The organism is Pseudarthrobacter sp. rb (assembly GCF_056389225.1).
Genome location: NZ_JBWJAR010000019.1, coordinates 54,693 through 74,986, shown reverse-complemented (window position 1 = coordinate 74,986; position 20,294 = coordinate 54,693). Strand labels below are relative to the sequence as shown.

18 protein-coding genes are annotated in these 20,294 nt (G+C 62.2%); 9 read left to right on the top strand and 9 right to left on the bottom strand.

Annotated features, from left to right (window positions below; genetic code table 11):
- The first annotated feature begins 229 nt into the window (after positions 1–229).
- The 5 genes from ACWRN3_RS19525 (at position 230) to ACWRN3_RS19505 (ending at position 9,019) form a co-directional block, all read left to right on the top strand.
- The gene (locus ACWRN3_RS19525) at positions 230–2,287 is read left to right on the top strand and encodes a hypothetical protein (protein WP_207606001.1); all 2,058 of its coding nucleotides are present in this window, start codon (positions 230–232) and stop codon (positions 2,285–2,287) included.
- A 4-nt stretch (positions 2,288–2,291) separates the two neighbouring features.
- Positions 2,292–3,920, top strand: a complete 1,629-nt coding sequence (locus ACWRN3_RS19520; protein ID WP_207606000.1) for a class I SAM-dependent DNA methyltransferase — start codon at positions 2,292–2,294, stop codon at positions 3,918–3,920.
- A complete protein-coding gene (locus ACWRN3_RS19515; RefSeq protein ID WP_207605999.1) occupies positions 3,917–5,092 on the top strand; it encodes a restriction endonuclease subunit S in 1,176 nt (391 codons plus the stop codon). The genes ACWRN3_RS19520 and ACWRN3_RS19515 overlap by 4 nt, the downstream gene beginning before the upstream one ends.
- Before the next feature lie 187 nt (positions 5,093–5,279).
- Entirely contained in the window at positions 5,280–8,504 is a 3,225-nt protein-coding gene (locus ACWRN3_RS19510) for a type I restriction endonuclease subunit R (protein WP_207605998.1), read from the top strand.
- Positions 8,501–9,019 carry a hypothetical protein gene (locus ACWRN3_RS19505; RefSeq protein ID WP_207605997.1) on the top strand — a complete coding sequence of 173 codons (519 nt, stop codon included), beginning with the start codon at positions 8,501–8,503 and terminating at the stop codon, positions 9,017–9,019. Before ACWRN3_RS19510 ends, ACWRN3_RS19505 begins: the two co-directional genes overlap by 4 nt.
- Positions 9,020–9,127: 108 nt before the next feature.
- Here ACWRN3_RS19505 and ACWRN3_RS19500 read toward each other — a convergent pair whose 3' ends face one another.
- The 9 genes from ACWRN3_RS19500 to ACWRN3_RS19460 all read right to left on the bottom strand — a co-directional run bounded on the left by ACWRN3_RS19500 (position 9,128) and on the right by ACWRN3_RS19460 (position 17,167).
- Positions 9,128–9,541, bottom strand: a complete 414-nt coding sequence (locus tag ACWRN3_RS19500) for a recombinase family protein (protein WP_242703287.1) — start codon at positions 9,539–9,541, stop codon at positions 9,128–9,130.
- A 23-nt stretch (positions 9,542–9,564) separates the two neighbouring features.
- On the bottom strand, positions 9,565–9,690 hold the full coding sequence (locus ACWRN3_RS19495; protein WP_009358100.1) for a hypothetical protein: 126 nt from the start codon (positions 9,688–9,690) through the stop codon (positions 9,565–9,567).
- 197 nt (positions 9,691–9,887) lie between these two features.
- Positions 9,888–10,658, bottom strand: a complete 771-nt coding sequence (locus ACWRN3_RS19490; RefSeq protein ID WP_056332006.1) for a ParA family protein — start codon at positions 10,656–10,658, stop codon at positions 9,888–9,890.
- An 873-nt stretch (positions 10,659–11,531) separates the two neighbouring features.
- Entirely contained in the window at positions 11,532–13,376 is a 1,845-nt protein-coding gene (locus ACWRN3_RS19485) for a helix-turn-helix domain-containing protein (protein ID WP_207605995.1), read from the bottom strand.
- Between the two features lie 139 nt (positions 13,377–13,515).
- Entirely contained in the window at positions 13,516–13,746 is a 231-nt protein-coding gene (locus tag ACWRN3_RS19480; protein WP_015062388.1) for a hypothetical protein, read from the bottom strand.
- 68 nt (positions 13,747–13,814) lie between these two features.
- Entirely contained in the window at positions 13,815–15,278 is a 1,464-nt protein-coding gene (locus tag ACWRN3_RS19475; protein WP_207605994.1) for a MinD/ParA family ATP-binding protein, read from the bottom strand.
- Positions 15,279–15,284: 6 nt separating this feature from the next.
- Positions 15,285–15,800: a hypothetical protein gene (locus ACWRN3_RS19470; RefSeq protein ID WP_207605993.1), complete on the bottom strand. Its 516-nt coding sequence runs from the start codon at positions 15,798–15,800 to the stop codon at positions 15,285–15,287.
- Positions 15,797–16,879, bottom strand: a complete 1,083-nt coding sequence (locus tag ACWRN3_RS19465; protein WP_207605992.1) for a CHAP domain-containing protein — start codon at positions 16,877–16,879, stop codon at positions 15,797–15,799. The genes ACWRN3_RS19470 and ACWRN3_RS19465 overlap by 4 nt, the downstream gene beginning before the upstream one ends.
- A 36-nt stretch (positions 16,880–16,915) precedes the next feature.
- Positions 16,916–17,167: a helix-turn-helix domain-containing protein gene (locus tag ACWRN3_RS19460; protein ID WP_476741649.1), complete on the bottom strand. Its 252-nt coding sequence runs from the start codon at positions 17,165–17,167 to the stop codon at positions 16,916–16,918.
- A gap of 188 nt (positions 17,168–17,355) precedes the next feature.
- Between ACWRN3_RS19460 and ACWRN3_RS19455 the strand changes: the two genes are divergently transcribed.
- Genes ACWRN3_RS19455 through ACWRN3_RS19440 form a run of 4 tightly spaced genes read left to right on the top strand, consistent with a single transcriptional unit; the run spans position 17,356 to position 20,294 of the window.
- Positions 17,356–17,949 (top strand): DUF6668 family protein, encoded by a 594-nt coding sequence (locus tag ACWRN3_RS19455; protein ID WP_242703286.1) that lies wholly within the window; start codon positions 17,356–17,358, stop codon positions 17,947–17,949.
- 13 nt (positions 17,950–17,962) lie between these two features.
- A complete protein-coding gene (locus tag ACWRN3_RS19450; RefSeq protein WP_009358107.1) occupies positions 17,963–18,250 on the top strand; it encodes a hypothetical protein in 288 nt (95 codons plus the stop codon).
- An 11-nt stretch (positions 18,251–18,261) separates the two neighbouring features.
- On the top strand, positions 18,262–18,987 hold the full coding sequence (locus tag ACWRN3_RS19445) for a DUF8175 domain-containg protein (protein ID WP_207605989.1): 726 nt from the start codon (positions 18,262–18,264) through the stop codon (positions 18,985–18,987).
- Positions 18,987–20,294, top strand: coding sequence for a TrbL/VirB6 family protein (locus ACWRN3_RS19440; RefSeq protein WP_207605988.1), 1,308 nt, complete (start codon positions 18,987–18,989; stop codon positions 20,292–20,294). Before ACWRN3_RS19445 ends, ACWRN3_RS19440 begins: the two co-directional genes overlap by 1 nt.

Below are 20,294 nucleotides of genomic sequence, written 5' to 3'. Positions count from 1 at the left end.
TCTCAATCGAAGAAGGACTGGCGGCGGGATACCGATCCCCCAATGCGTGGTTCCCCGCCGCCGCCACAGCTCCGAAAAGGTTCCTTCCTGGGCTGCAGAAATCAACTTATGGCGCTGAACTAACACACAGACCTGTGAGGACTGATAAGTCCCCTTATCACTCGATAAATAGCCGCCTTCGGACATTCCACTAGGCTGGGCGAACGACCACGACAGATTGGGGGCAGGCATGGACACATCCAGCGGATCTTTGCGCATGATGCTCTCCGACATCGCTGCCCTGGCGAAGGTGCAGCGGCCCGTGGTTTCCATGTGGCGCAAGCGGAGCAGCGGCAGCCAGTTGCCGTTTCCGGAAGCATCGGACCAGATCAACGGCGTCGAGCTGTTTGACGCCGGCGACATCACCGCGTGGCTCGAGGCAACAGGCCGCGGCAACAACCCCGAGGCCCGGAACGACGTCGCGGCCTTCGCCAGAATGATGGCACCAGTCAGTGCGGAGTCACAGGACGGCCGCCGGATGTTCAACGGCCTCACCTCGCTGCTGGCCCTGAAGGTCATCACCGGTCAGGAACTCAGCCCGCGCACCACAGGCGAACTGCTTGACGCCGCCGATGAAGCGGATCCGGATGACGTCTTCCTTTATGCCGAGCTTGAGGCTCTTGGCACTGAGCTTTCCGGGCTGGCCAGCTTTGCCGACAGGCTTGCCGACAGCGCATTCAGCGCACCGGCTGCTTTTGAGAAGCTGCTGTCCCGGCGGTTCCGGGAGGGCCTGCGGGAACAATCCGACACAGCCCTGACGGACCCGGCGCTGGATCTTGTGGCATCAGCTGCCATGGAGCTGGCGCAAACGCTGGATGCGCCACCGTTTGTCGATGCGACGCCGGGCGGCAGTGACGTGATGCTCCGCATTGTCCAGCAGTTCGGTGAGACCCGGCCGCTATCTGTGCTAATCGGAGACCATGACGGCGGCCCGTCACGCCTTGCCCGACGACGCCTTACGGTGCACGGGGCCGACAGCGAACACGTGGAAATCGACGCCCAGGGAGCCTTCTCGGTCAACGGGCCGGCCGTCCATGTGGCACAATATCCCTCCCCCGGCGATCCAGGACTCGGCACCACTGAAATCCTTGGAGCAATCGAGAACACCGTCCTCCAAATGGATGACCGCCAGCGCGCCGTGGTGATCGCCCCGGCCCGGCTGCTGTCTGACCCGCTCAGCGGCGAGGCGGGCCAGCTCCGCTCGGACCTCCTGCGCTCCGGAAGAATCCGTGCCGTGATCAGGCTCCAGGCAGGCCTCCTCCCCGCGAAGCCGCGGGAGCCGCAAGCCCTCTGGGTACTGGGACCGTCCTACCCGGAGGTGCTCATCGCCGAACGCTGGACCATGGTCGCCGACCTGAGCACAACACCACTGACCCCGGATGTGAGACAGGACCTGATCAGCGACATCGTCGCCTCGATGGGCACCCGCGCCACCATCCGTGCACATTCCTTCAGGTTTGCCCGGCTTGTGCAGACCCGCGCCCTTCTCGCCGGCAAAGGCTCCCTCGTTGAGGCTCGGGCCAACAAGCGTCCGAGGGCGGCCGGCGGAGCCGAGGCAGCGCTCCGCATTGAGGAACTCGTCCGGCTCCTGTGGCAGGATCCGTCCGAGCTGCCGGCGATTCTCGCGGTTCAAGCTGTCCCGCACGACAACCGGGCAGGCACGGCTTCCGTCCAGGAACTGATCGCTGCCGGAAATCTCCGGTACGTCAACGGTAACCGGCTTGACGACAGCAGTTTCAACCCCAGGGAAGGCAGCAGGGTCCTCGGCCGCCAGGAGCTCCGCGATCCGCACAGCCTGGAGCCCCGGTTCATCAGCCTCCTCGACTTCGCCGCCGCATGTCCCACCGGACGACTGACCGAGTCCGGTGACGTCGTCTTCTGCACCAGCCCGCGACCCGCCGCTATGGTCGATCATGAGGGCGGTGCCGTCGTCGTGTTTCCTGCCCGCATTCTTAGGATTGACGATGGCGATCCCCGTGGGCTGGTGCCCGACGTCGTGGCTGCGGACATTAACAGTCTCCCCCGGGCCGATAAAACCTGGCGCAGCTGGCGGCTGCGCCGAACGCCGGACGCCCAACGGCAGCCGCTCGTGCAGGTTCTTGCCGTGCTGCAACACGAACAGCACGAGGCCCGCCAGCGCCTCGAACGGCTGGAAGAACTCGCTACCCTGTTTACGGACGGCGCAGCGGGCGGAAGCCTCACCCTGACACACCCCATCTCCAAACGCCGCACCAATAGAAGGAACTGAATAAATGCCTCCGAAATCAAAGGTGGGCCTCGCCCCGTCCACCATGAAGGAACTCAAGGACACGCTCTGGAAGGCCGCGGACAAGCTGCGTGGCTCCATGGATGCCTCACAGTACAAGGACGTGATCCTCGGCCTGGTGTTCCTGAAGTACGTCTCGGACGCATTTGATGAACGCCGTGAGCAGATCCAGGCCGAGCTGGAGGCTGACGGGCTCAACGAGGAGCAGGTCGCCCAGCTGATCGACGACGTGGACGAGTACACCGGCCGCGGCGTGTTCTGGGTCTCCGAACGCGCGCGCTGGAGTTACCTGGCGGAGAACGCCAAGGGCCTACCTGCGATGGACGGCGCCGCCCCCAAGTCGATCGGGCTGCTCATTGACGAGGCCATGGAACTCATCATGACCGACAACAAGGCACTGGCCGCAACGCTCCCCCGCATCTACAACCGTGACAACGTTGACCAGCGCCGCCTCGGCGAACTGCTCGACCTGTTCAACTCCGCCCGCTTCACCGGGCAGGGCGCCAGCAAGGCCCGCGACCTGCTCGGCGAGGTCTACGAATACTTCCTGGAGAAGTTCGCCAAGGCCGAGGGCAAGCGCGGCGGCGAGTTCTACACCCCCGCCGGCGTGGTCCGCGTCCTGGTGGAGGTGCTGGAACCGCACAGCGGCCGCGTCTACGACCCCTGCTGCGGATCAGGAGGCATGTTCGTCCAGGCCGAGAAGTTCCTCGAGGCCCACAACATGGAGGGCTCGGACATTTCCGTCTACGGCCAGGAGCTCAACGAGCGCACCTGGCGGATGGCCAAGATGAACCTCGCCATCCACGGCCTCAACGCTAATCTCGCCTCCCGCTGGGGTGACACCTTCGCCCGCGACCAGCACCCCGAACTGACCGGGAACAACGGCGCGGACTTCATCATGGCCAACCCGCCCTTCAACATCAAGGACTGGTCCCGCTCCGAGTCCGACCCCCGCTGGAAGTACGGCGTACCCCCAGCCGGCAACGCCAACTACGCCTGGATCCAGCACATCATCTCCAAGCTCGCGCCCGGCGGCAGCGCCGGTGTGGTCATGGCCAACGGGTCCATGTCCTCCAACTCCGGCGGCGAGGGAGACATCCGTGCCCAGCTCATCGAAGCGGACCTGGTCTCCTGCATGGTGGCACTGCCCACGCAGCTATTCCGCAGCACGGGCATCCCCGTGTGCACCTGGTTCTTCGCCAAGGACAAGACAGCAGGTCCTCGCGGCTCCGTTGACCGGACCGGGCAGGTGCTCTTCATCGACGCCCGGAACCTCGGCCACATGGTGGACCGCGCCGAGCGCGCGCTGTCCGACGACGACATCGCCAAGATCGCCAACACTTACCACGCATGGCGCGGCACTGCTTCTGCGGCCGAGGCGGGACTGACTTACGACGACGAGGCGGGCTTCTGCTATTCGGCGAGCCTGGCGGAAATCAAAGCAGCAGACTACGCGTTGACTCCCGGACGGTACGTTGGGGCTGCCGACGTGGAGGACGACGGCGAGCCAATCGAGGAAAAGATCGCGCGTCTTTCCAAGGAATTGCTCGAGCAGTTTGACCAGTCTGAGCGACTGGCCGCGGTTGTGCGCGAGCAGCTGGGGAGGGTTTCGTGAACGTCAATGAGTCCTTCGGTGATCTTCTCGCCTATCCGCTACGAAGCGGTCTAACTATTCCCGCAAGCAATCGCGGCAGCGGAATAAAGATGCTCAATATGGGGGAGCTCTTTCGGTATCCACGTGTGCCAGCGATTGAGATGGCCAGGGTCGAAATCTCGGAGTATGACTCCGAAAGAACGCTTTTACGACGTCACGATCTCTTGTTCGCACGCCGTTCTCTGACACTGGAGGGCGCAGGAAAATGCAGCATTGTTGATGAGGTAGATGAGCCGACGACTTGGGAGGGCTCCATTCTAAGAGCCCGTTTGGATCCGGCCATCGCTCACGCCCCCTATTACTATTACTACTTCGCGTCGCCCCAAGGCCGTCGCAACATTGAGACCATCGTCGAACAGGTTGCTGCCGCTGGCATTCGCGGTTCGGACCTTAAGAAGCTAAAGGTTCCCCTTCCTGGCCTACCCGAACAGCATGCCGTCGCCGATGTGCTGGGAGCGCTCGACGACAAGATCGCCGCCAACACGAGCCTCATCGAGGTGGCTGATGACTTAGCGGCCTCGCTGACCCGCCAAGCGTTGGACGTGTCCTCTCGCGTGGCGCTATCCACCATTGCCGACATCGTCATGGGATCGTCGCCTTCGGGCACGAGCTTCAACGAGAAAGGCGAGGGCACCGTCTTTTACCAAGGTATAAGAGACTTCGGGGTTCGTTTTCCGAGCAACAGAATTTGGACGACAGCGCCTGTGCGACTCGCGGCAGCCGGGGACACTCTCCTGAGCGTTCGGGCACCAGTTGGTCGCGTTAACCTCGCAACCGAGAAAACGTGTATAGGGCGCGGCCTGGCCTCGATCCGATCATCCGATGAGCGGCCATTCACACTATTCCATCTGCTCAAAGACTCAGATGAGGCGTGGGCGCCTTTCGAGGCGGAAGGTACTGTCTTCGGATCCATCAACAAGGGACAACTGGCTTCCCTGCGGGTTCCGGGCCTTCGGCCGGAGTTTGAGGGAACGCTCGAAGACGCGCTTAGGCCCATCGAACAGACTATTGCGTCTGTGCTGGGCGAAAATGACAACCTGTCAGCCACCCGCGACGCCCTTCTTCCCCAGCTCATGTCCGGGAAACTGCGGGTCAAGGACGCCGAGAAGGTTCTGGAGGCCGCAGGCGTATGAGCAGGGGCGGAGGTGAGATCCAGCCGGGAGCAAGGAAGTACTCCACTGAGGCATCGTTTCCGGCCGCACCGGCGGTCAGTTCCATGCCTGAGTGGTACCCCGAGCTGCTTGCCTCCGTCACCCCGGCAGGTCAGTACCGGCCAGCGAAGGCCATCAGTGCTGCGAACCGGGTTCGCAGGACATCACAATGACATCCGCTCCATCAGGGGGAACCACCGTGACAACAGCACCAGCCGTAGCCTTTTCCGAAGCCGAGTGGGAAGGCATCGCCCTTGAGCTCCTGGCCGAGCCGCTCGGCTGGCAGCCGAAGTCCGGGCAGGACATCGCCCCCGGCACGGGCGAGCGGGACACCTGGGATGAACTGCTGATCCGTCCCCGTCTGTTCACGGCGCTGCAGAAATTCAACCCGAACGTTCCCGCCGAGTACCTGCAGCAGGCCCTCGCCGAGATTGCCTCGCCCAAATCCAACGACGCCATTGCCGAGAACCACCGCATCCACAACTACCTCGTAGACGGCTACCGCCTCAGTTACATCGACTCGGATGGCAACGAAGCCAACCCAACGATCCACCTGCTGAGCCAGGACCCCGACCAGAACGACTGGCTCGCCGTCAACCAGGTGACCCTGGTGCAGGGCGACTACAAGCGCCGCTTTGACGTCGTGCTGTACTGCAACGGCATGCCGGTGAGCGTCATCGAGCTGAAGAAAGCCGGCAGCGCCACCGCCGACGTGGCCTCGGCGCACGCCCAGCTGCAGACGTACCTGCGCGAGTTCCCCGTGGCGTTCAGATTCTGTATCTTTACGCTCGCCTCCGACGGAATCCAGGCTAAGTACGGCACTCCGTTCACTCCCCTGAACCACTTCTCGCCCTGGAACGTGGACGACGATGGTCTGCCGGTAGCTCCCGGTTTCATGGAGAACGGCGTGGCTGTCACCGCACTGGAGACTGCTCTCAACGGCCTCTACAACCAGGAGCGGTTCCTTCAGCTGACCCGCAATTTCACCGCCTTTGACGGATGCTCAGACGGGCTCATGAAGCGCGTCGCCAAGCCGCACCAGTACTTTGCCGTGACCAAGGCCGTGGGCAGCACCGTCCAGGCAGTGGAAAGTAACGGCAAGGCCGGCGTCGTCTGGCACACCCAGGGCTCGGGCAAATCCATGGAGATGGAGCTCTACGCCAACCTGGTCGCCCGGCACCGCAAACTGAAGAACCCGACGGTCGTCGTGATCACCGACCGCAACGAACTCGACGGCCAGCTTTTCGAAAGCTTCGACCGGAGTCTCCTCCTGGCGGAGTCACCCAGGCAGATCCGGAAGCGCTCCGAGCTGCGGGAGGAACTTAGCAACCGGACGACCGGCGGCATCTACTTCACCACGCTGCAGAAGTTCGGCCGCAGCAAGGCCGAGAAAGACGCGGGCTCCGAGCACCCGCTGCTGTCCGACCGCCGCAACATCATTATCGTCGTGGACGAGGCCCACAGGTCCCACTACGACGACCTCGACGGGTACGCCCGGCACCTGCGGGACGCCCTGCCGCACGCAACTCTCATCGCGTTTACCGGCACGCCCATTTCCTTTGATGACCGGAACACCCGGGAGGTGTTCGGCGAGTACATCGACATCTACGACCTATCCCGCGCAGTGGAGGACGGCGCCACGGTGCCGGTGTACTTCGAGCCGCGGCTGATCAAGGTGGGCCTGGCGTCCGAGGTCACCGAGGAGATCCTGGACCAGGCGGCCGACGAGGCCACCCTGGGACTGGACGACACGGAGCGGGCACGCCTCGAGGCGAGCGTCGCCGTCGTCAATGCTGTTTATGGTGCCCCGCAGCGCATAGCGGCGCTGGCCGAGGACTTGGTGGAGCACTGGGAGAACCGGCGCGCCCAAATGGGCAAGTTCATCGAGGCGCCGGGCAAGGCCATGATCGTCGGCGGGACGCGGGAGATCTGCGCGAAGCTGTACACGGCGATCGTGGAACTGCGGCCCCACTGGCACTCGGACGATCTCTCGAAGGGCAAAATCAAAGTCGTCTACTCCGGGGACGCCACCGATGTTCCCCCGGTGTCCGACCATGTGCGCCGCGACTCGGCCAATGCGACGGTGAAGGAACGGCTCAAGGATGTCGACGATGAGCTGGAGATCGTGATCGTCAAGGACATGATGCTCACCGGCTACGACTCGCCCCCGTTGCACACGCTGTACCTGGACCGGCCGCTGAAGGGCGCGCTGCTGATGCAGACGCTGGCAAGGGTGAACCGCACCTTCCGCGGCAAGAAGGACGGTCTGCTCGTGGCTTATGCCCCGCTGGCGGAGAACCTGGCCAAGGCCTTGGGCGAGTACACGAAGGACGACCAGGCCAACAAGCCCGTCGGCCGGAACGTCGATGAGGCCATCGGGCTGACCGTGTCGCTGGTGGAAACGCTCCGCGGGCTGCTCGCCGGGTACGACTGGAAATCTGTACTTATGCGGGGCGGCCCCAAGGCCTTCGTCAGCGCTGCCACCGGCGCAGCCAACTATCTGCGGAGCCCTGAAACACCCGGTAACCGTCCGGCTGAGGGCGAGGAGACGCTGGCCTCCAAATACCGCCGCCACTCGGGCCAGCTGGCGCGGGCGTGGGCGCTGTGTTCCGGCTCTGAGACCCTGGCGGAACTGCGGCCGGAGATTCAGGTCTACGAGGAGACCCGGGTGTACATGGCCAAGTTCGACGCCGCAGACCGCCAGGCAAGCGGCGAGCCGGTGCCAGAGGAGATTCAGCGGCTGCTCGGTAACCTGATCGCATCAGCAACATCTTCCGGCGAAGTACTGGACATCTACGAGGCAGCCGGCATGCCGAAGCCTTCGCTGGATGACCTGACGCCGGAGTTCATCGCCAAGACCCAGAAGGCCAGCAATCCGCAGCTGGCGATCGAGGCACTGCGGAAGCTCATCGCTGATGAGTCTGCTGCTTCGACGCGGAACAACGTGATCCGCCAGCGGGCGTTCTCGGAGCGCATCACCGAGTTGATGAGGAAGTACACCAACCAGCAGCTGACGTCGGCTGAGGTTATTGCCGAGCTGGTGAAGCTGGCCCGTGAGGTGGCCGCCGAAGGGAACCGCGGGGCGCACTTCGCTCCCCCGCTTAACTCTGACGAGCTGGCTTTCTACGACGCCGTGGCCTCCAATGAGTCGGCTGTGGAGGTTCAAGGGGAAGGCATACTTGCAGACATCGCCCGCGAGCTGGTGTCCGTCATGCGCCGGGATGTTCGCACTGACTGGACGGTGCGCGATGATGTCAGGGCCAAGCTCCGCTCCTCAATCAAGCGCCTCCTGGTCCGGTTCGGGTATCCGCCGGACAAGCAACCTGAGGCGATCAAGCTGGTCATGGAGCAGATGGAGTTCATGGCGCCCAGATTTGCGGAGGCGCGTAGATGACGGGCCTTTCCAACCGCCGGAGCGAGATCGAGTCGCTAGCGGATGCGGTGGAAGTGCTTCGAGTGCTCAGCGAGATGGGTGGGCTGACTCAAACTCAATTTCTTCGGCAGCGGGCCCACCTGGTGTCGGAACTGCACCGTCACCGGCAAGAGCTCAAACATGTCAACCCCCAGTTCTCTTCGGACGCCCGACGAATACTTCGCAGAGTGCCACCTGAACTTAGCCGGGAGCAGGCAACAACCCTGGCGTCTGTGCGTAAGCGGGCCGAGGAATACCTGACTCGCAGCCATGCACGCGACCAGGCTGGTAAGGATGGGCTACTCAAGCAACTGGACAAGGTGATCGGGTTCCTCAAGCCCGCGATCGACGCCTTCCCGGAAACCAGGGCAATGGAGAAGTACCGGGATCTGATCTCTGCCGTCGAAATCCGGGAAGCCCCTCCAGAGACTGATCACCCGGTCAGGCGGATGCAGGTTCTCAGTGGCGGACTGCCGGGGCAGGGCAAACGACGATAACCGCCGGTTCCCGCCGTGAGCATTAACCAGAGACAACCGGAGCGCTGGATGTCAGCCCACGGACGAGCGGCATCTCAGCGGAGACGCCAGGTGTCGCTGACACCAGGCCTAAATGTCCTGGCGCAGCAGAGCGCGCGTCAATGATGAAACGCTGACGCTAAGCCGCTCAGCCGTTTCCTTCAGAGTCTTTCCTTCGTTGCGCAGTTGCCGGGCCGTTTCCAGTTTCCCTGGCGTCATCGACCGCGGGCGGCCGCCGAGCCGGCCTCGCGCTTTTGCCGCGGCCAGCCCAGCCTTCGTTCTTTCCGATAGCCGTGATCGTTCGTATTCCGCAAGGGAAGCGAACATGTCAAAGATGAGCTTGCCGTGGGCACTGGTCGTATCCAGCCAAGGTTCAGCCAGGGATCGGAACCCTATCCCCCGCTGGCCCAACAGAGTCACGATGTCCGCGAGGTCAACGGTGCTACGGCCTAGCCTGGTCAGGTCCGCGACCAACAGCACGTTGCCCGGCTGCAGATAATCCAAGCAGTAATTACGTCAAGACGTAATTATTTTTTGAGGCGGTCCCTGACCGCCTCATCCAGGAAGTCGATGATGGAAAGTCCGTGCTCGGCCACATAGTCATCCATCTCGTCTCTGAGTTCGATTTCGATCTTTGAGGAGAAGGGTTCCATCCGACGTTTGCTTCGGGGACGGCCCGGTCCCGGCCGCCTGTTTGTCGATGCTCGAGGAGCAACCTCTAGCGGGTCAGGTGACTGCGCACGCGAAGGTTCCGTAGGCAGCTCTTGCCTACTGTCGCTTCGGGAGGTCAGAACATCGACTACGTCCGCAGCGGGTGCCTTGCGGATCGCTGATTTTCTCTCTACTGGCATCAGTTGACTCCATCGATAAAGCGAGCATGCTCGATGAACTTTTCGGTCATGATTACAGCTCCCCTGCTGTTGAGCTTTGTAAGAGGGGCTCTCGAACTGACAGAGTCCTGCATGGCGGTCCTGAGCGGAAGGTGAGGACTCCTTACGTCTTGCCCATAGGCAGCCTCCAGTTCGCCGATTTGGAAGGCATGCTCCCCTGTCAGGGGCGAACTGGTCTTGTTGATGATGATTCCTAGGAACTCAAGTGCCGGATTCAGGTGCGGTAACGACTGCACTTTCTTCACTGTCTCCAGGAATTCGGTGACGCCTTTCACCGAGAAGGCCGCAGGCTCCGTTATGGCAAGGACTCGATCAGCCCAAATAAGGCCATTGAGCGTAAGACGACCCAACGCGGGAGGAAGATCCAGAAGAATGTGATCGTATGCCATCAATTCCTCAGCGCCCCAGGCGGCGGTCTTCAACCGCAACTCTGGTGTCATGATGCTTTCCGATTCCAGCCGCGCAAGCGATTCGGAGCTCGGGATGAGATCAATGCCAGGCCAAGAGGTCTTGGTGATGGCCTGACCCAAAGTGCCGGCATCTCCCCCATACAACACGTCGAAAACGTCGAACTCACCGGAACCTTCAAGTGCTTCGGTGACGTTTGCCTGAGGATCCAGGTCGATCACCAGCACTTTTTTGCCAATCAATTTCAGACCGGTGGCAAGACCCAATGTCACAGAGGTCTTACCGACTCCGCCCTTTCGATTCCCTATCGCAGTTACTTTCACATGTCACCTCAATTGCAATTAATAAATCTGGCTGTCTGCCCATCTATCAATCCGTCAATCAATCTATCTTTATGTCATGACGTATTTATTAGTGCCGAAGCGTTACACGTCCGCCCCAATCTCAAACTGGACATCTGGCTATCAATCTATCCGTCTATCTTTACGTCATGACGTATTTATCTCGGCGCGTCGCTACATAAAAGCAAAGCTATAGGGGAAGAGGGGCGGTTCCCAAGATCCAACGCCTGGCTCCGGGAGGCGACGGAGAACTATCCCTGGCGGCACATGGGCACCAGCTGCTCGCCAGAGAAGAGCCCGGAGAGTGCCCTCAAGGACTTCCACCGGCACTGCATGGTCGCGCCTTTAGCGGCCACCGCATGAGAACGCGATAAATACGTCTGGATTTATTTCATATGTCTCTAATCCCAAGAGGGCTGAGGGCACACGCCCGTACTCCGGGGCGCAAGACTCAAGGGCTATTGCGTGACGATGACATCTTCATAGCGCCAACATTGGGGCCAACTCGTTTGAGCCGGGGACACTCGGGAGTTGCCAGCCCTTCTACCCGAAGACACTTCCAAGGCCCAAAGTCTGAGAGTGCACAGAGTTCCGCAGAAGAGCCGCCCCACCAGCAACAGTAGAACGCCACAATAATAAATACGTCAAGATTGATTCTCTCCGCATGCTCCTTTGTCCGACGGCGGGGTTCACAACAGGCGGCAAGAACTAAGAGTCTTAGGCCGCTTTCCATAAGGCATAGACCTGGGGGGTGCCAGCCAATGAGATTCACGCTCGAGATCGTGAAGATCCTCCTCGACTTGCTTGCAGGCCTTCACCGTAATGCAGTCCTAAGTCTTTCCTGTCATTCCGGCCTCAAGCTGCATGCCAAATTGCCGCATCGTCGGGTGGTATCCAGTACTCGTCCCGTTCTAAATCAAACAGGTCAGTCTCTTCGACCTTGGGGGTACGAAACCGGTCTAGGTAGGCGTGCCAAGCAGCGCGTTCATTCCGGTTACGGCTGATTTGATCAAGGTAGTCATCCATGACGCCGAGTCGTGCCGCGAGCATGCGTAAGTTGACTGTGGTGGTCTTCCACGCGTATCCCTGGCGTTGGACCATACCCAACGCTTCCATCTCGGCCAACGCGGCCGAGCATGCATTCCGGCTGACACCGGTGGCCCGCACGAGATCCGCAGTTGTGGGGGAGTGGCGGCCGCGTTCGATGGCTTCGTACACCAGCGCTGTAGCGTCCCCGAGTGCCCGAAAAACAGGCCGAATGGCATGAATTTTTCCTTTTCGCCAAGCTAGTTCGCGGGCTAGTTGTTGATACTGCTCGGGGAGCTGGATGAGGTACACGTCGGCGGCTTTGTGACGTGCGTCCATGACTTTAGTCAGGATTCCATCGGAGGCAGCAACCAGGACGGGCAAAAGCCGCGCAATGGTGACGTGGTGTTTTCCCATCGCCACGGCAAGAGTTCGACATCCAACATCAAGAACATCAGTTTCCTTGGCTCTCATGTAGCCCAGTAGCCCACGAATGAGCAGGCGGAGGCTTAGGCCTTGCCGGCCTCTGGCTTGCAGTCTGTGATCGAGGACTGCGTAAAGGACATTTTCCAGATCGTTTACGAGCTGCTGCACACCGGCGCTGCTAAGGTTTGCTGCCCCCCCGGTGGTTAAAGTTTGGCTTGTGTTGTTAATAGGGGCACTCTTTTTCCTGTGTTTACGGGGGTGTCGTTTCTGAAGGGTTTGGTTGGAAGTGAGGGACTGGGCTTTGGTCCACTCGTAGGGCAGGAGTCGCCCCTGGCGTTGGGGGGTTCCGTATAGGGCGGCCAGCCCCGGGAACTGGCCGGTGAGTTCGTTCTCGACGTCTTGCAGGGACCAGCCGCAGGCGCTGAAGTGGTTCAGTACAGCCATGCGAGCCTCGGATGGGCCCTTGTACCTGGCCGTGTCGTACAGACCGGTTCGGGCGACCTTGCGCAGCGGCGCTTCACTACCAGCATTTAGCGGTAGTGCCGGCAGAATCCCGGTTCGCTGTCCGGCAACAGTCTTGGCTGCACGGGCTTTGAGTGCGCGCTTCCGGGTTAGCTCCGGAGCCAGCGCGGACCGAAGCTCCATCAGCGCAGAGGCTGGGTTGCGTCGCCGCAGGATGTCGTAGGCCTGGAAGAGTGGAGTGATTAGGGTTTGGTGCCCGCCAGCCTTGTGCACCGATCCAGGGACGCGGATACATCCATCCGTGATGTTTTGGTGCGGACTCGGGTCCAGACTCCTGGCCGTCAGTGCGAGTGCTTCGACCAGTTCCCTGGCTTCAGCTGCGCCGATACGGTCCCGCAGTGGGATGTACAGGTGGCGGCCGCCACTAGGGGAAAAGTCCTCAACAAAAACCATCCCGCACGCCGACAACAACCGCCCCACCCGGGCAGCGTCCGCGTCAACCACACCCTTGAGGGCCTTGGACGTGTCAAAGTCCAGGCACAGCGTGGCAACACTGCCATCCGGGCCATGCACCATTACCGCCGCAGGACGTTCCGGCAGTACCCGAGTGATTTTCGGTGCGTTGCTCGGCCGGGGGTACTGAAACCGCGAGCCAATCCAACGACCAAATCGGTAAGAAGGGGCGCCAGCAATCATCGGAGCAAGGCTCCATGCATCTTCTGGCTTCACGTACGGCGCGACACCCATAAGGGCATGCGTTGACGCCGATACCGGTTCCGGTACCATGGTGTGCAGTAGTTCCTTTCGAGGTAACACAAATGGCACCCACAGCGTGGGTGTTGTAAAAGTTCAGATCGTGTCCCGCCAAGAACTGGATCTGGACTTAATGCTTCGAGAAGGCCCGCCTAGTGCGGGCCTTCCTCTTTTAAGAGGCGATACGGCCGATAGGCAGTTCCCCCTGGCCGGCAACGAATGTCATGTCGATGGCGGCGAGCTTTTCAGCAACGGCATGTGCGATGAACTCACTAGCCGACTGCCCTTGGTGATCTGCTACAGCGAATAACTTTTCTGCGTCTGCAACGGGGAGCCGGGTAGTCAGAACATGACGGTCCCCTTTAGAAGGGCGTCCTCCGCGTGCGCGTTTCTGAATTGCCATGCCCCTCACGTTAGTTTCTGAAACGCTGGGGACTGGACATAAAGTACGGCGTGTCGGTTTCATCGCTCTTAGAAACCTTTTGCGACGGCGGCGGTTGCGGCAAGCCACGCGCGCTGGGTAGCTGGTTGGAGGGCGTCGTAGCGGATGGGGCCATTGACCAGTGCGGGGTCGTAGGGGATGCGGACCACGGCTCGTACATGGGGGGCGAAGCCGTCAGCGATCCGTCGGGCCTCGTCCTTGGCGCGTTTGAGGGCGTCGCCGCTCATGCTGCGCTTGGCGTCGGTGGATTCGGACACGATGACGACGGCGTTGCGGGCCAGCTCGGCGTCGTGGCCGCCGCGGGATTCCAGGGTTTGGAGGGTCAGGCGCGCGGCCTCGGCGCGGTCTTCGATGGCTGTCACGGGGACCACGAGCTGGTTAGTGTGGTGGATCATTCGCCGCCAATTTGCGGCGCGGGCCGTGTTTCCGGAGTCCATGACGATCAGACGGTAGTAGCGGGTGAGTACCTGGTGGGCGATGTCCACCTCCTCTGCGGTCACTTCGTGGTCGCCCTCCTCGTTCTCGTCTGAGCGCAGGACGTCGAACTTGTCCGAGGTCTGGTGGTGGACGAACCGGGCGATCTCGGCTGCTTGGGCGCTGGGGGAGAGCAGCGCCTTTGATGAGTCGATGAGATCCAGGACGCTGTTGTCATGGCCGCCCTTTTCGGTGCGCCAGCCGAGCGTGCCCTGTGATTCGTTGTTGTCCCAGGCGACGGTCGCTGCGCCGCTGTAGCGGGCCAGGATCGCACTGAGCATCACGACGGTGGGAGTCTTGTTCGCTCCGCCCTTGCGGTTGACGACGGCTACGGTGCGGGGGCCGGGCCAGTGCTGGCTCACTGTGCGGATGTCTTCCCGTTCGGCCAGCTCCTCGGCCGAGGGGTCCATGCGGAAGCCCAAGCGGCTGAGAACGCCCCGCCAGCCGCGCGTGGCCGGCTGGAGCACGGGCGCGCTAATGAGGAACGAAGTGTCTTTGAGACTGCGCCGGGTGGCAGGCTCCACAGCGGCTGCTGTGGCAGCCCGTGCGGGCGCCCCGGCGGGCGCGGCCGTAACGGCTGCGCTGAAGGTCAACGGTGCGGCGTCGGCAGCTTGTGCCGGCACTTCTTCGGCCGCAGAGGCATCGGGGACCGAAACAGGCGTGGGTGCAGGCGCGGCCGTGGTCGTGGCCTTGGCCGTTTCCAGTGAAGGGGCTGCCGTAACGGGCAGGGTGTCCTGCTCCCGCTTCGGGGTGGGCTTGATCGGTGCGGCCTCGCTGACGACGCCTTCGGGGGAGACGATGATGAGGCCCTGCCCGTCCGGGTCAGTGGTGCTGACGCGGACGGGTCGGCCGAGCTGAGCCGCGGTTTCGGTGATGATTCGTAATGCATCGCTAAGGACGGCGGCTTCGTCGGCGGCCTCGATAGCGTGGGAGGTTCCGTTGATGGTGACTTCGCCGGTTCCGTTGGTGCGTAGAACGGCGTTGATCTTGGGGAAGTCGAGCGCTTGAGTTTCCATCATCTGTCCTTACTTTGTGCCGTTCGGGGGTGTGAAACGGTTGACCTGCCAGGGCTTGTCGGCTGCGCTGCGGAGCAGCTGCACGTCGTAGTCGCCGGCATCGGTGGGAAAGACGACATGGCAGCCGAAACCGTTGTTCTCATCGATCATGAGCTGGCCCGTTCCGGTGATCCTGCTGACCGGGATGTTGGCCGGGTCAACGTATTGGTAATCAGCGGTTGCTTGGGCGGTCAGCAGCTGCCCGAGCTCCTGGATCCATTGCTTGTCCGTGACCGTGGGACGGGCATACAGCGTCATGGCCTTGGTCGCCGTTTCCAGCGCGGCTGTTTTGCTTGCCTCGTCCCAGGCAATGCCCAGGGTGGCCGGTGCTGTGCCGCCGGGAGCTTGGGGCTTACCGCCAGCGCTGAGCGTGGCTGGGCTGGTGGTGGAAGTGGTGGGTGACGGTTCTGCGGGTGTTGAGGTGGATACCGGCGCGCAGGCCGTGCACACGAGCAGGGCCGCGAGGGCTGTCAGGGCGCGTTTCATGGTTCCTCCGGTGAGTCGCTGCCGGGCAGGTAGAGAAAGGCGCTGGGAGTGCCGTTCTCTACGGTTCGGGTGTAGTAGGTGTGGTCATTCGGGGCGGGGTTGCCGTTGTAGCCCTCTTCCAGGAAGCTGCCGTCACCGTTAACGGCTTTGACGACGGCGACGTGGCCGTAGGTGCCGTCGGCGCCCCCGGTGCCGGGGGAGTACCAGACGACAGCGCCAACACGTGGCGTTCCACCGGTGGGCCAGCCCTTGGCGTCCCAGCCGTCTTTCCAGGTAAGGGCAGACCCCAGCACGGCACCGTCAGGCCGGAAGGTGCCGTTCAGGACCTTGTAGGGGGTGGTGGTGCTGCCCAGCTGCTGGTTCACACGCCAGAGGGCGAAGTCGACGCATTCGCGGTTGTACATTCCCAGCGGGGATGGCTCGTAGATCTTGGCTGTGCGCCAGGGCAGGTCATCGTCTTTGCCGGATTGGCCGGGGATCCCGCAGGAGCTTTCCCCCCCGGCATCGGTGATCTGAACGTCGGCCAGGGCGGCGACGACCTCGACGGCGGCCGCCCAGTAGGGCTGGTAGTGGAACGGGTCGGCGTTGCGCTGGACCCGGTGCGCGGCCGTGGTGGGTTCGAGCTGTTCCCACCCGCTGATCTCCTGCAGGGCGGTGAAGAAGTTGGTCGCTGATGCCGTTGGGTTCATGCGGTCCGGGTAGGTTCCCCACGCGCCGTTGTCGCGCTGCTGGAACAGTCCCCGGGAGTCAGGTCCCGGGCCGTCTCCGTAGTCCAGGACACGGAGCCCGGATTCGCCCATGGCCGTCATGACGCCGATCGTCTGCCCCCGGGCCGACAGGCCAAGGGCTTTGCCTGCATTGATGATCAGGGCCGCGTTCTTCAGCTGTTCGCCCTCGTAGCCGGCGACAGCCACTTTGGGCAGTTGGGTTGCGTCAACGCTGACGCTGGATCCGGTCGGTGAGCAGACGTCGGCCGCGGCCTGGGAGCCCCCGCCGAACAGGATGATGGACAGTACCAAGCCGACGGGTGCAAGGACGGCACCGGCGACCAGCGCAGGCGCGCTCGTTCGTGATTGCATGTGTCCCCCTCACATCTGCTCGTCAGCTGCTTCGCCCTAGGTCTGGTCCTCGTCGTTCACTTCTGGTGTCTGGCCCTTCCTGAGCGTGTTCCGGTTCTCCCAGACCCAGTCCTTGACTTGATCTCTGGCGATCAACCATGTCTTCTCGACTTGGTAAGCAGGAATCACTCCGGTTTGGAGCCAGCGGTAGACGGTGTTTCGGGACAACCCGAAGATCTCTTCGAGGTCCTGAGGCGTAAGACGCTCCGGGTACTTGGCGAAGAGTGCTTCCAGGTACTTGGGGTCCACGCTCAGTCCGTCCCACCGCATAGAGCCATCGTAGACCACAAATTGGTACTGTGATGTACTAGAAGTGACTGAAAGGTACTAAAGCTGTTGTTTGCGGTCACTTTTGGCCTTTCGTGTCGGATGGTACCGATACGATCTTTGCGGACATTAGTAGGGGATGTGAAATGCCGGTCTCAAAGAATCGCTGGGTGACGCTCGGCGCAGAAACTATCGACGAACCCGTTCCAGCTATCCCGGAAGAGCCGCCTTTCATCCCTACGGGGGCGACGAGGCCACAGCTGAGTGTGCCGCAGCCGGACCAGGCGGACCGGCTTCCCCGAAGGAACGTTGCGGGGAGGGAACCGAGCTTTTGGTGGCTCGGCGTCCACGGCGGCGCCGGCGAAACCTCGCTTGCACGCCTCGACAAGAGCTCCAAGGCCGCCGAACATCACTGGCCTTTGACGGCAGCCGGATCCGTGATCGTCCTAGTTGCCCGGTCCAATATCCCAGGCCTTCGCGCAGCACGGTTGGCAGCAACGGAATGGGCCTCGGGATCTCTTCCCGGGATCCACGTCGCAGGCCTCATGGTTATGGCTGACGCTCCCGGACGGCTCCCCAAAGAGATCCGCGACTTCGCCCGCGTCGTCGGCGGGGGAGTGCCCCACATGTGGCATTTCCCGTGGGTAGACGGATGGCGCTACGGCCACGAGATCGCCATCGAGGAACTTCCCAAAGAAGCCCGCACCACCCTTGAACAGGTGCACATCGCAACAACGGCCACCGCCGGACTCCCGGCCACGTAGAAAGAAGAAACTCATGTTGTTCTCCAAGGCCATGGAATGGTCAAGCTTTGCCATCACCGAGATACCGAACCCGGGCACAGGTGAGGCACCTCCCGGTTCTGAAGGCTTACTGACAATCCTCAAATGGGTCGCATGGATCGTCTTCGGCCTGGCCGTGGCGGGCATCCTGATCACAGCCGGAACGATGATGATCAACAACCGACGCGGCGAGGGCGGCGAGCATGCCGGCCGTCTGGCATGGGTCCTCGGCGGGTGCATCCTGGCAGCCTCCGCAGGCGGCGTCGTAGGCGCCCTGGTCTAAGGAGCCGAGCCATGACTGAACCGACAGTGAACGAAGACCAGAATCCGCTGACCAAACCTAAGTTCATCATCTCGGCCGTTGTCGTGGCGATCATTGTCGCGCTCGGGGTAATCCTGGCCCTGGTTCCCAGAGGCGGCGGAACGGCGTCCCCTGAACCGAGCACCACCAGCACGAGCACCAGCAGCGGCCAACCTACGGCGACGTCGGCGGCCAGCGTGTGCGGCCTGCCATCCGGTGACCAGGCCAAGCCGGCCACTACACCCGCCGACACCAAATGGGAATTGGTCGGCAAGATCGCCGCACCAACATCGCCCACGCAGTTCGGCCCCGGCAAGACCGAAGCCAACGGCCTCCGCTCCTGCTTCGCACACTCACCAACCGGTGCATTGTATGCAGCGGCAAACATGACTGCGTTGTCCGCAGCTGGAAAAGCGGACCTCGTTTATCAGCAGTTGGCTGTACCAAGCCCGGAGCGAGATGCGGTGCTGAAGTCATCCCCCACAGCCGCCCCAAACTCCGTGACCGCCCAATTGGCCGGCTTCACATTCCGTTCTTATGAGGCTGACCGAGCCGTCATTGATCTCGCATTCAAGGGTGCAAACGGAACTTTCGTCTCCATTCCGGTTCCGCTCCAGTGGTACGAGGGCGACTGGAAGTTCGTTGTGCCGGCTACAGGGGATACTGGGGCGCGACAGCTCAGTGACCTCAGTGGTTACGTTGAGTGGGCCGGTGTCTAATGGCTGACTGCTCCGGCTTGAATGCAATAAATCCCTTTTGCCAGGCAGGGGCGGCCATCGAAGATGTCGCCAATGATGCCGTCAAGAACATGGCGAAAGCTATTGCCGATGCCGTTGGACAAACAGTCCAAACACTCGGGACATTTTGGGTGAACGTGGGAACTCCCGCTCTAACCGCAGCCCCGGGAGGGTCTACCGGGAGTGACCCGGTGTTGTTCCTGCAGAACAGTCTCTACTTCTGGACGGCTTCCCTGGCTGTGATGTCTGTCCTCGTGGGTGCAGCCAAGATGACGATTGAGCGCAGGGGTGCGCCCTTGCGGGATCTGGTGCGTTCGCTGGCGACTTTGATAGTCGTCTCCGGTGCCGGTGTGGCAGCAGTGGGACTGCTGACGGTCGCGGCGGATCAGTTCTCAGCCTGGATCATCACTAATTCCACGAACGGGACCTCGTTCAACGAGAACATCACGGCACTGTTGGCGCTTTCGGCGACCAGCCCGATCGGGTCGATCATGATCATTCTCCTGGGGCTGATTGCGATTCTGGCCTCCGTGATGCAGATCGTGCTCATGATCGTTCGTGGCGGCCTGCTCGTCATCCTGACGGGGATCTTCCCTACGGCTGCAGCTTTCAGCAACACGGAGGCCGGCAGGGGTTGGTTCCAGAAGTGCACAGCTTGGCTGATCGCTTTCATTCTCTACAAGCCGGCGGCTGCCATTGTCTACGCGACGGCCTTCCAGCTCAGCGGCAGCAAGATCTTCGGGAACGCCGGTGACGGCAAGGACTTCGGCTCCGCGCTCCTGGCAACGGTCACCGGGCTGGCTCTGATGATCATTGCTTTGTTCGCCATGCCGGCCCTCATGCGGTTCGTCACCCCGATGGTTGGTGCTGTCGCTGGCGGCGGTGGCGGTCTGGCAGCAGGGACGGTCGGGGCACTGGCTTCGGGCGCGATCAGCATGGGCAGCGCCGGACGCGGCGGCGGATCACCCACCAGCTCGACGACAACCAGCAGCACCTCGAGTCAAAGCCCTGGATCGCAGGGCCCCTCGGGCACTGGCAGCCAGGGAGCGGCAGGAACGTCCGGGACAGCGGGGAAGACAGGTACCCGGAGCGCCGGAGCCACTGGCGCGGCAGCATCTACCGGCACCGGCAATGCTGCTGCAGGCAGCGGAGCAGCGGCCAGCGGTGGCGCTGTGGCCGCGGGCGCGGGCGGTGTCGCCGTACTGGCAGCACAAAAGGGCGTTGAAGCAGGCCAAGCCGCTTCCGGTGCCATCAAAGACATGAGCGAAGAATCCACGGGGGGTGCCTGA

What these genes read in the sequence shown, in the direction of transcription:
- ACWRN3_RS19525 (WP_207606001.1), top strand. Translation starts at nt 230, where the DNA reads ATGGACACATCCAGCGGATCTTTGCGCATGATGCTCTCCGACATCGCT.
- ACWRN3_RS19520 (WP_207606000.1), top strand. Translation starts at nt 2,292, where the DNA reads ATGCCTCCGAAATCAAAGGTGGGCCTCGCCCCGTCCACCATGAAGGAA.
- ACWRN3_RS19510 (WP_207605998.1), top strand. Translation starts at nt 5,280, where the DNA reads ATGACATCCGCTCCATCAGGGGGAACCACCGTGACAACAGCACCAGCC.
- ACWRN3_RS19505 (WP_207605997.1), top strand. Translation starts at nt 8,501, where the DNA reads ATGACGGGCCTTTCCAACCGCCGGAGCGAGATCGAGTCGCTAGCGGAT.
- ACWRN3_RS19495 (WP_009358100.1), bottom strand. Translation starts at nt 9,690, where the DNA reads ATGGAACCCTTCTCCTCAAAGATCGAAATCGAACTCAGAGACGAGATG.
- ACWRN3_RS19485 (WP_207605995.1), bottom strand. Translation starts at nt 13,376, where the DNA reads ATGGTACCGGAACCGGTATCGGCGTCAACGCATGCCCTTATGGGTGTC.
- ACWRN3_RS19480 (WP_015062388.1), bottom strand. Translation starts at nt 13,746, where the DNA reads ATGGCAATTCAGAAACGCGCACGCGGAGGACGCCCTTCTAAAGGGGAC.
- ACWRN3_RS19475 (WP_207605994.1), bottom strand. Translation starts at nt 15,278, where the DNA reads ATGATGGAAACTCAAGCGCTCGACTTCCCCAAGATCAACGCCGTTCTA.
- ACWRN3_RS19470 (WP_207605993.1), bottom strand. Translation starts at nt 15,800, where the DNA reads ATGAAACGCGCCCTGACAGCCCTCGCGGCCCTGCTCGTGTGCACGGCC.
- ACWRN3_RS19465 (WP_207605992.1), bottom strand. Translation starts at nt 16,879, where the DNA reads ATGCAATCACGAACGAGCGCGCCTGCGCTGGTCGCCGGTGCCGTCCTT.
- ACWRN3_RS19450 (WP_009358107.1), top strand. Translation starts at nt 17,963, where the DNA reads ATGTTGTTCTCCAAGGCCATGGAATGGTCAAGCTTTGCCATCACCGAG.
- ACWRN3_RS19445 (WP_207605989.1), top strand. Translation starts at nt 18,262, where the DNA reads ATGACTGAACCGACAGTGAACGAAGACCAGAATCCGCTGACCAAACCT.
- ACWRN3_RS19440 (WP_207605988.1), top strand. Translation starts at nt 18,987, where the DNA reads ATGGCTGACTGCTCCGGCTTGAATGCAATAAATCCCTTTTGCCAGGCA.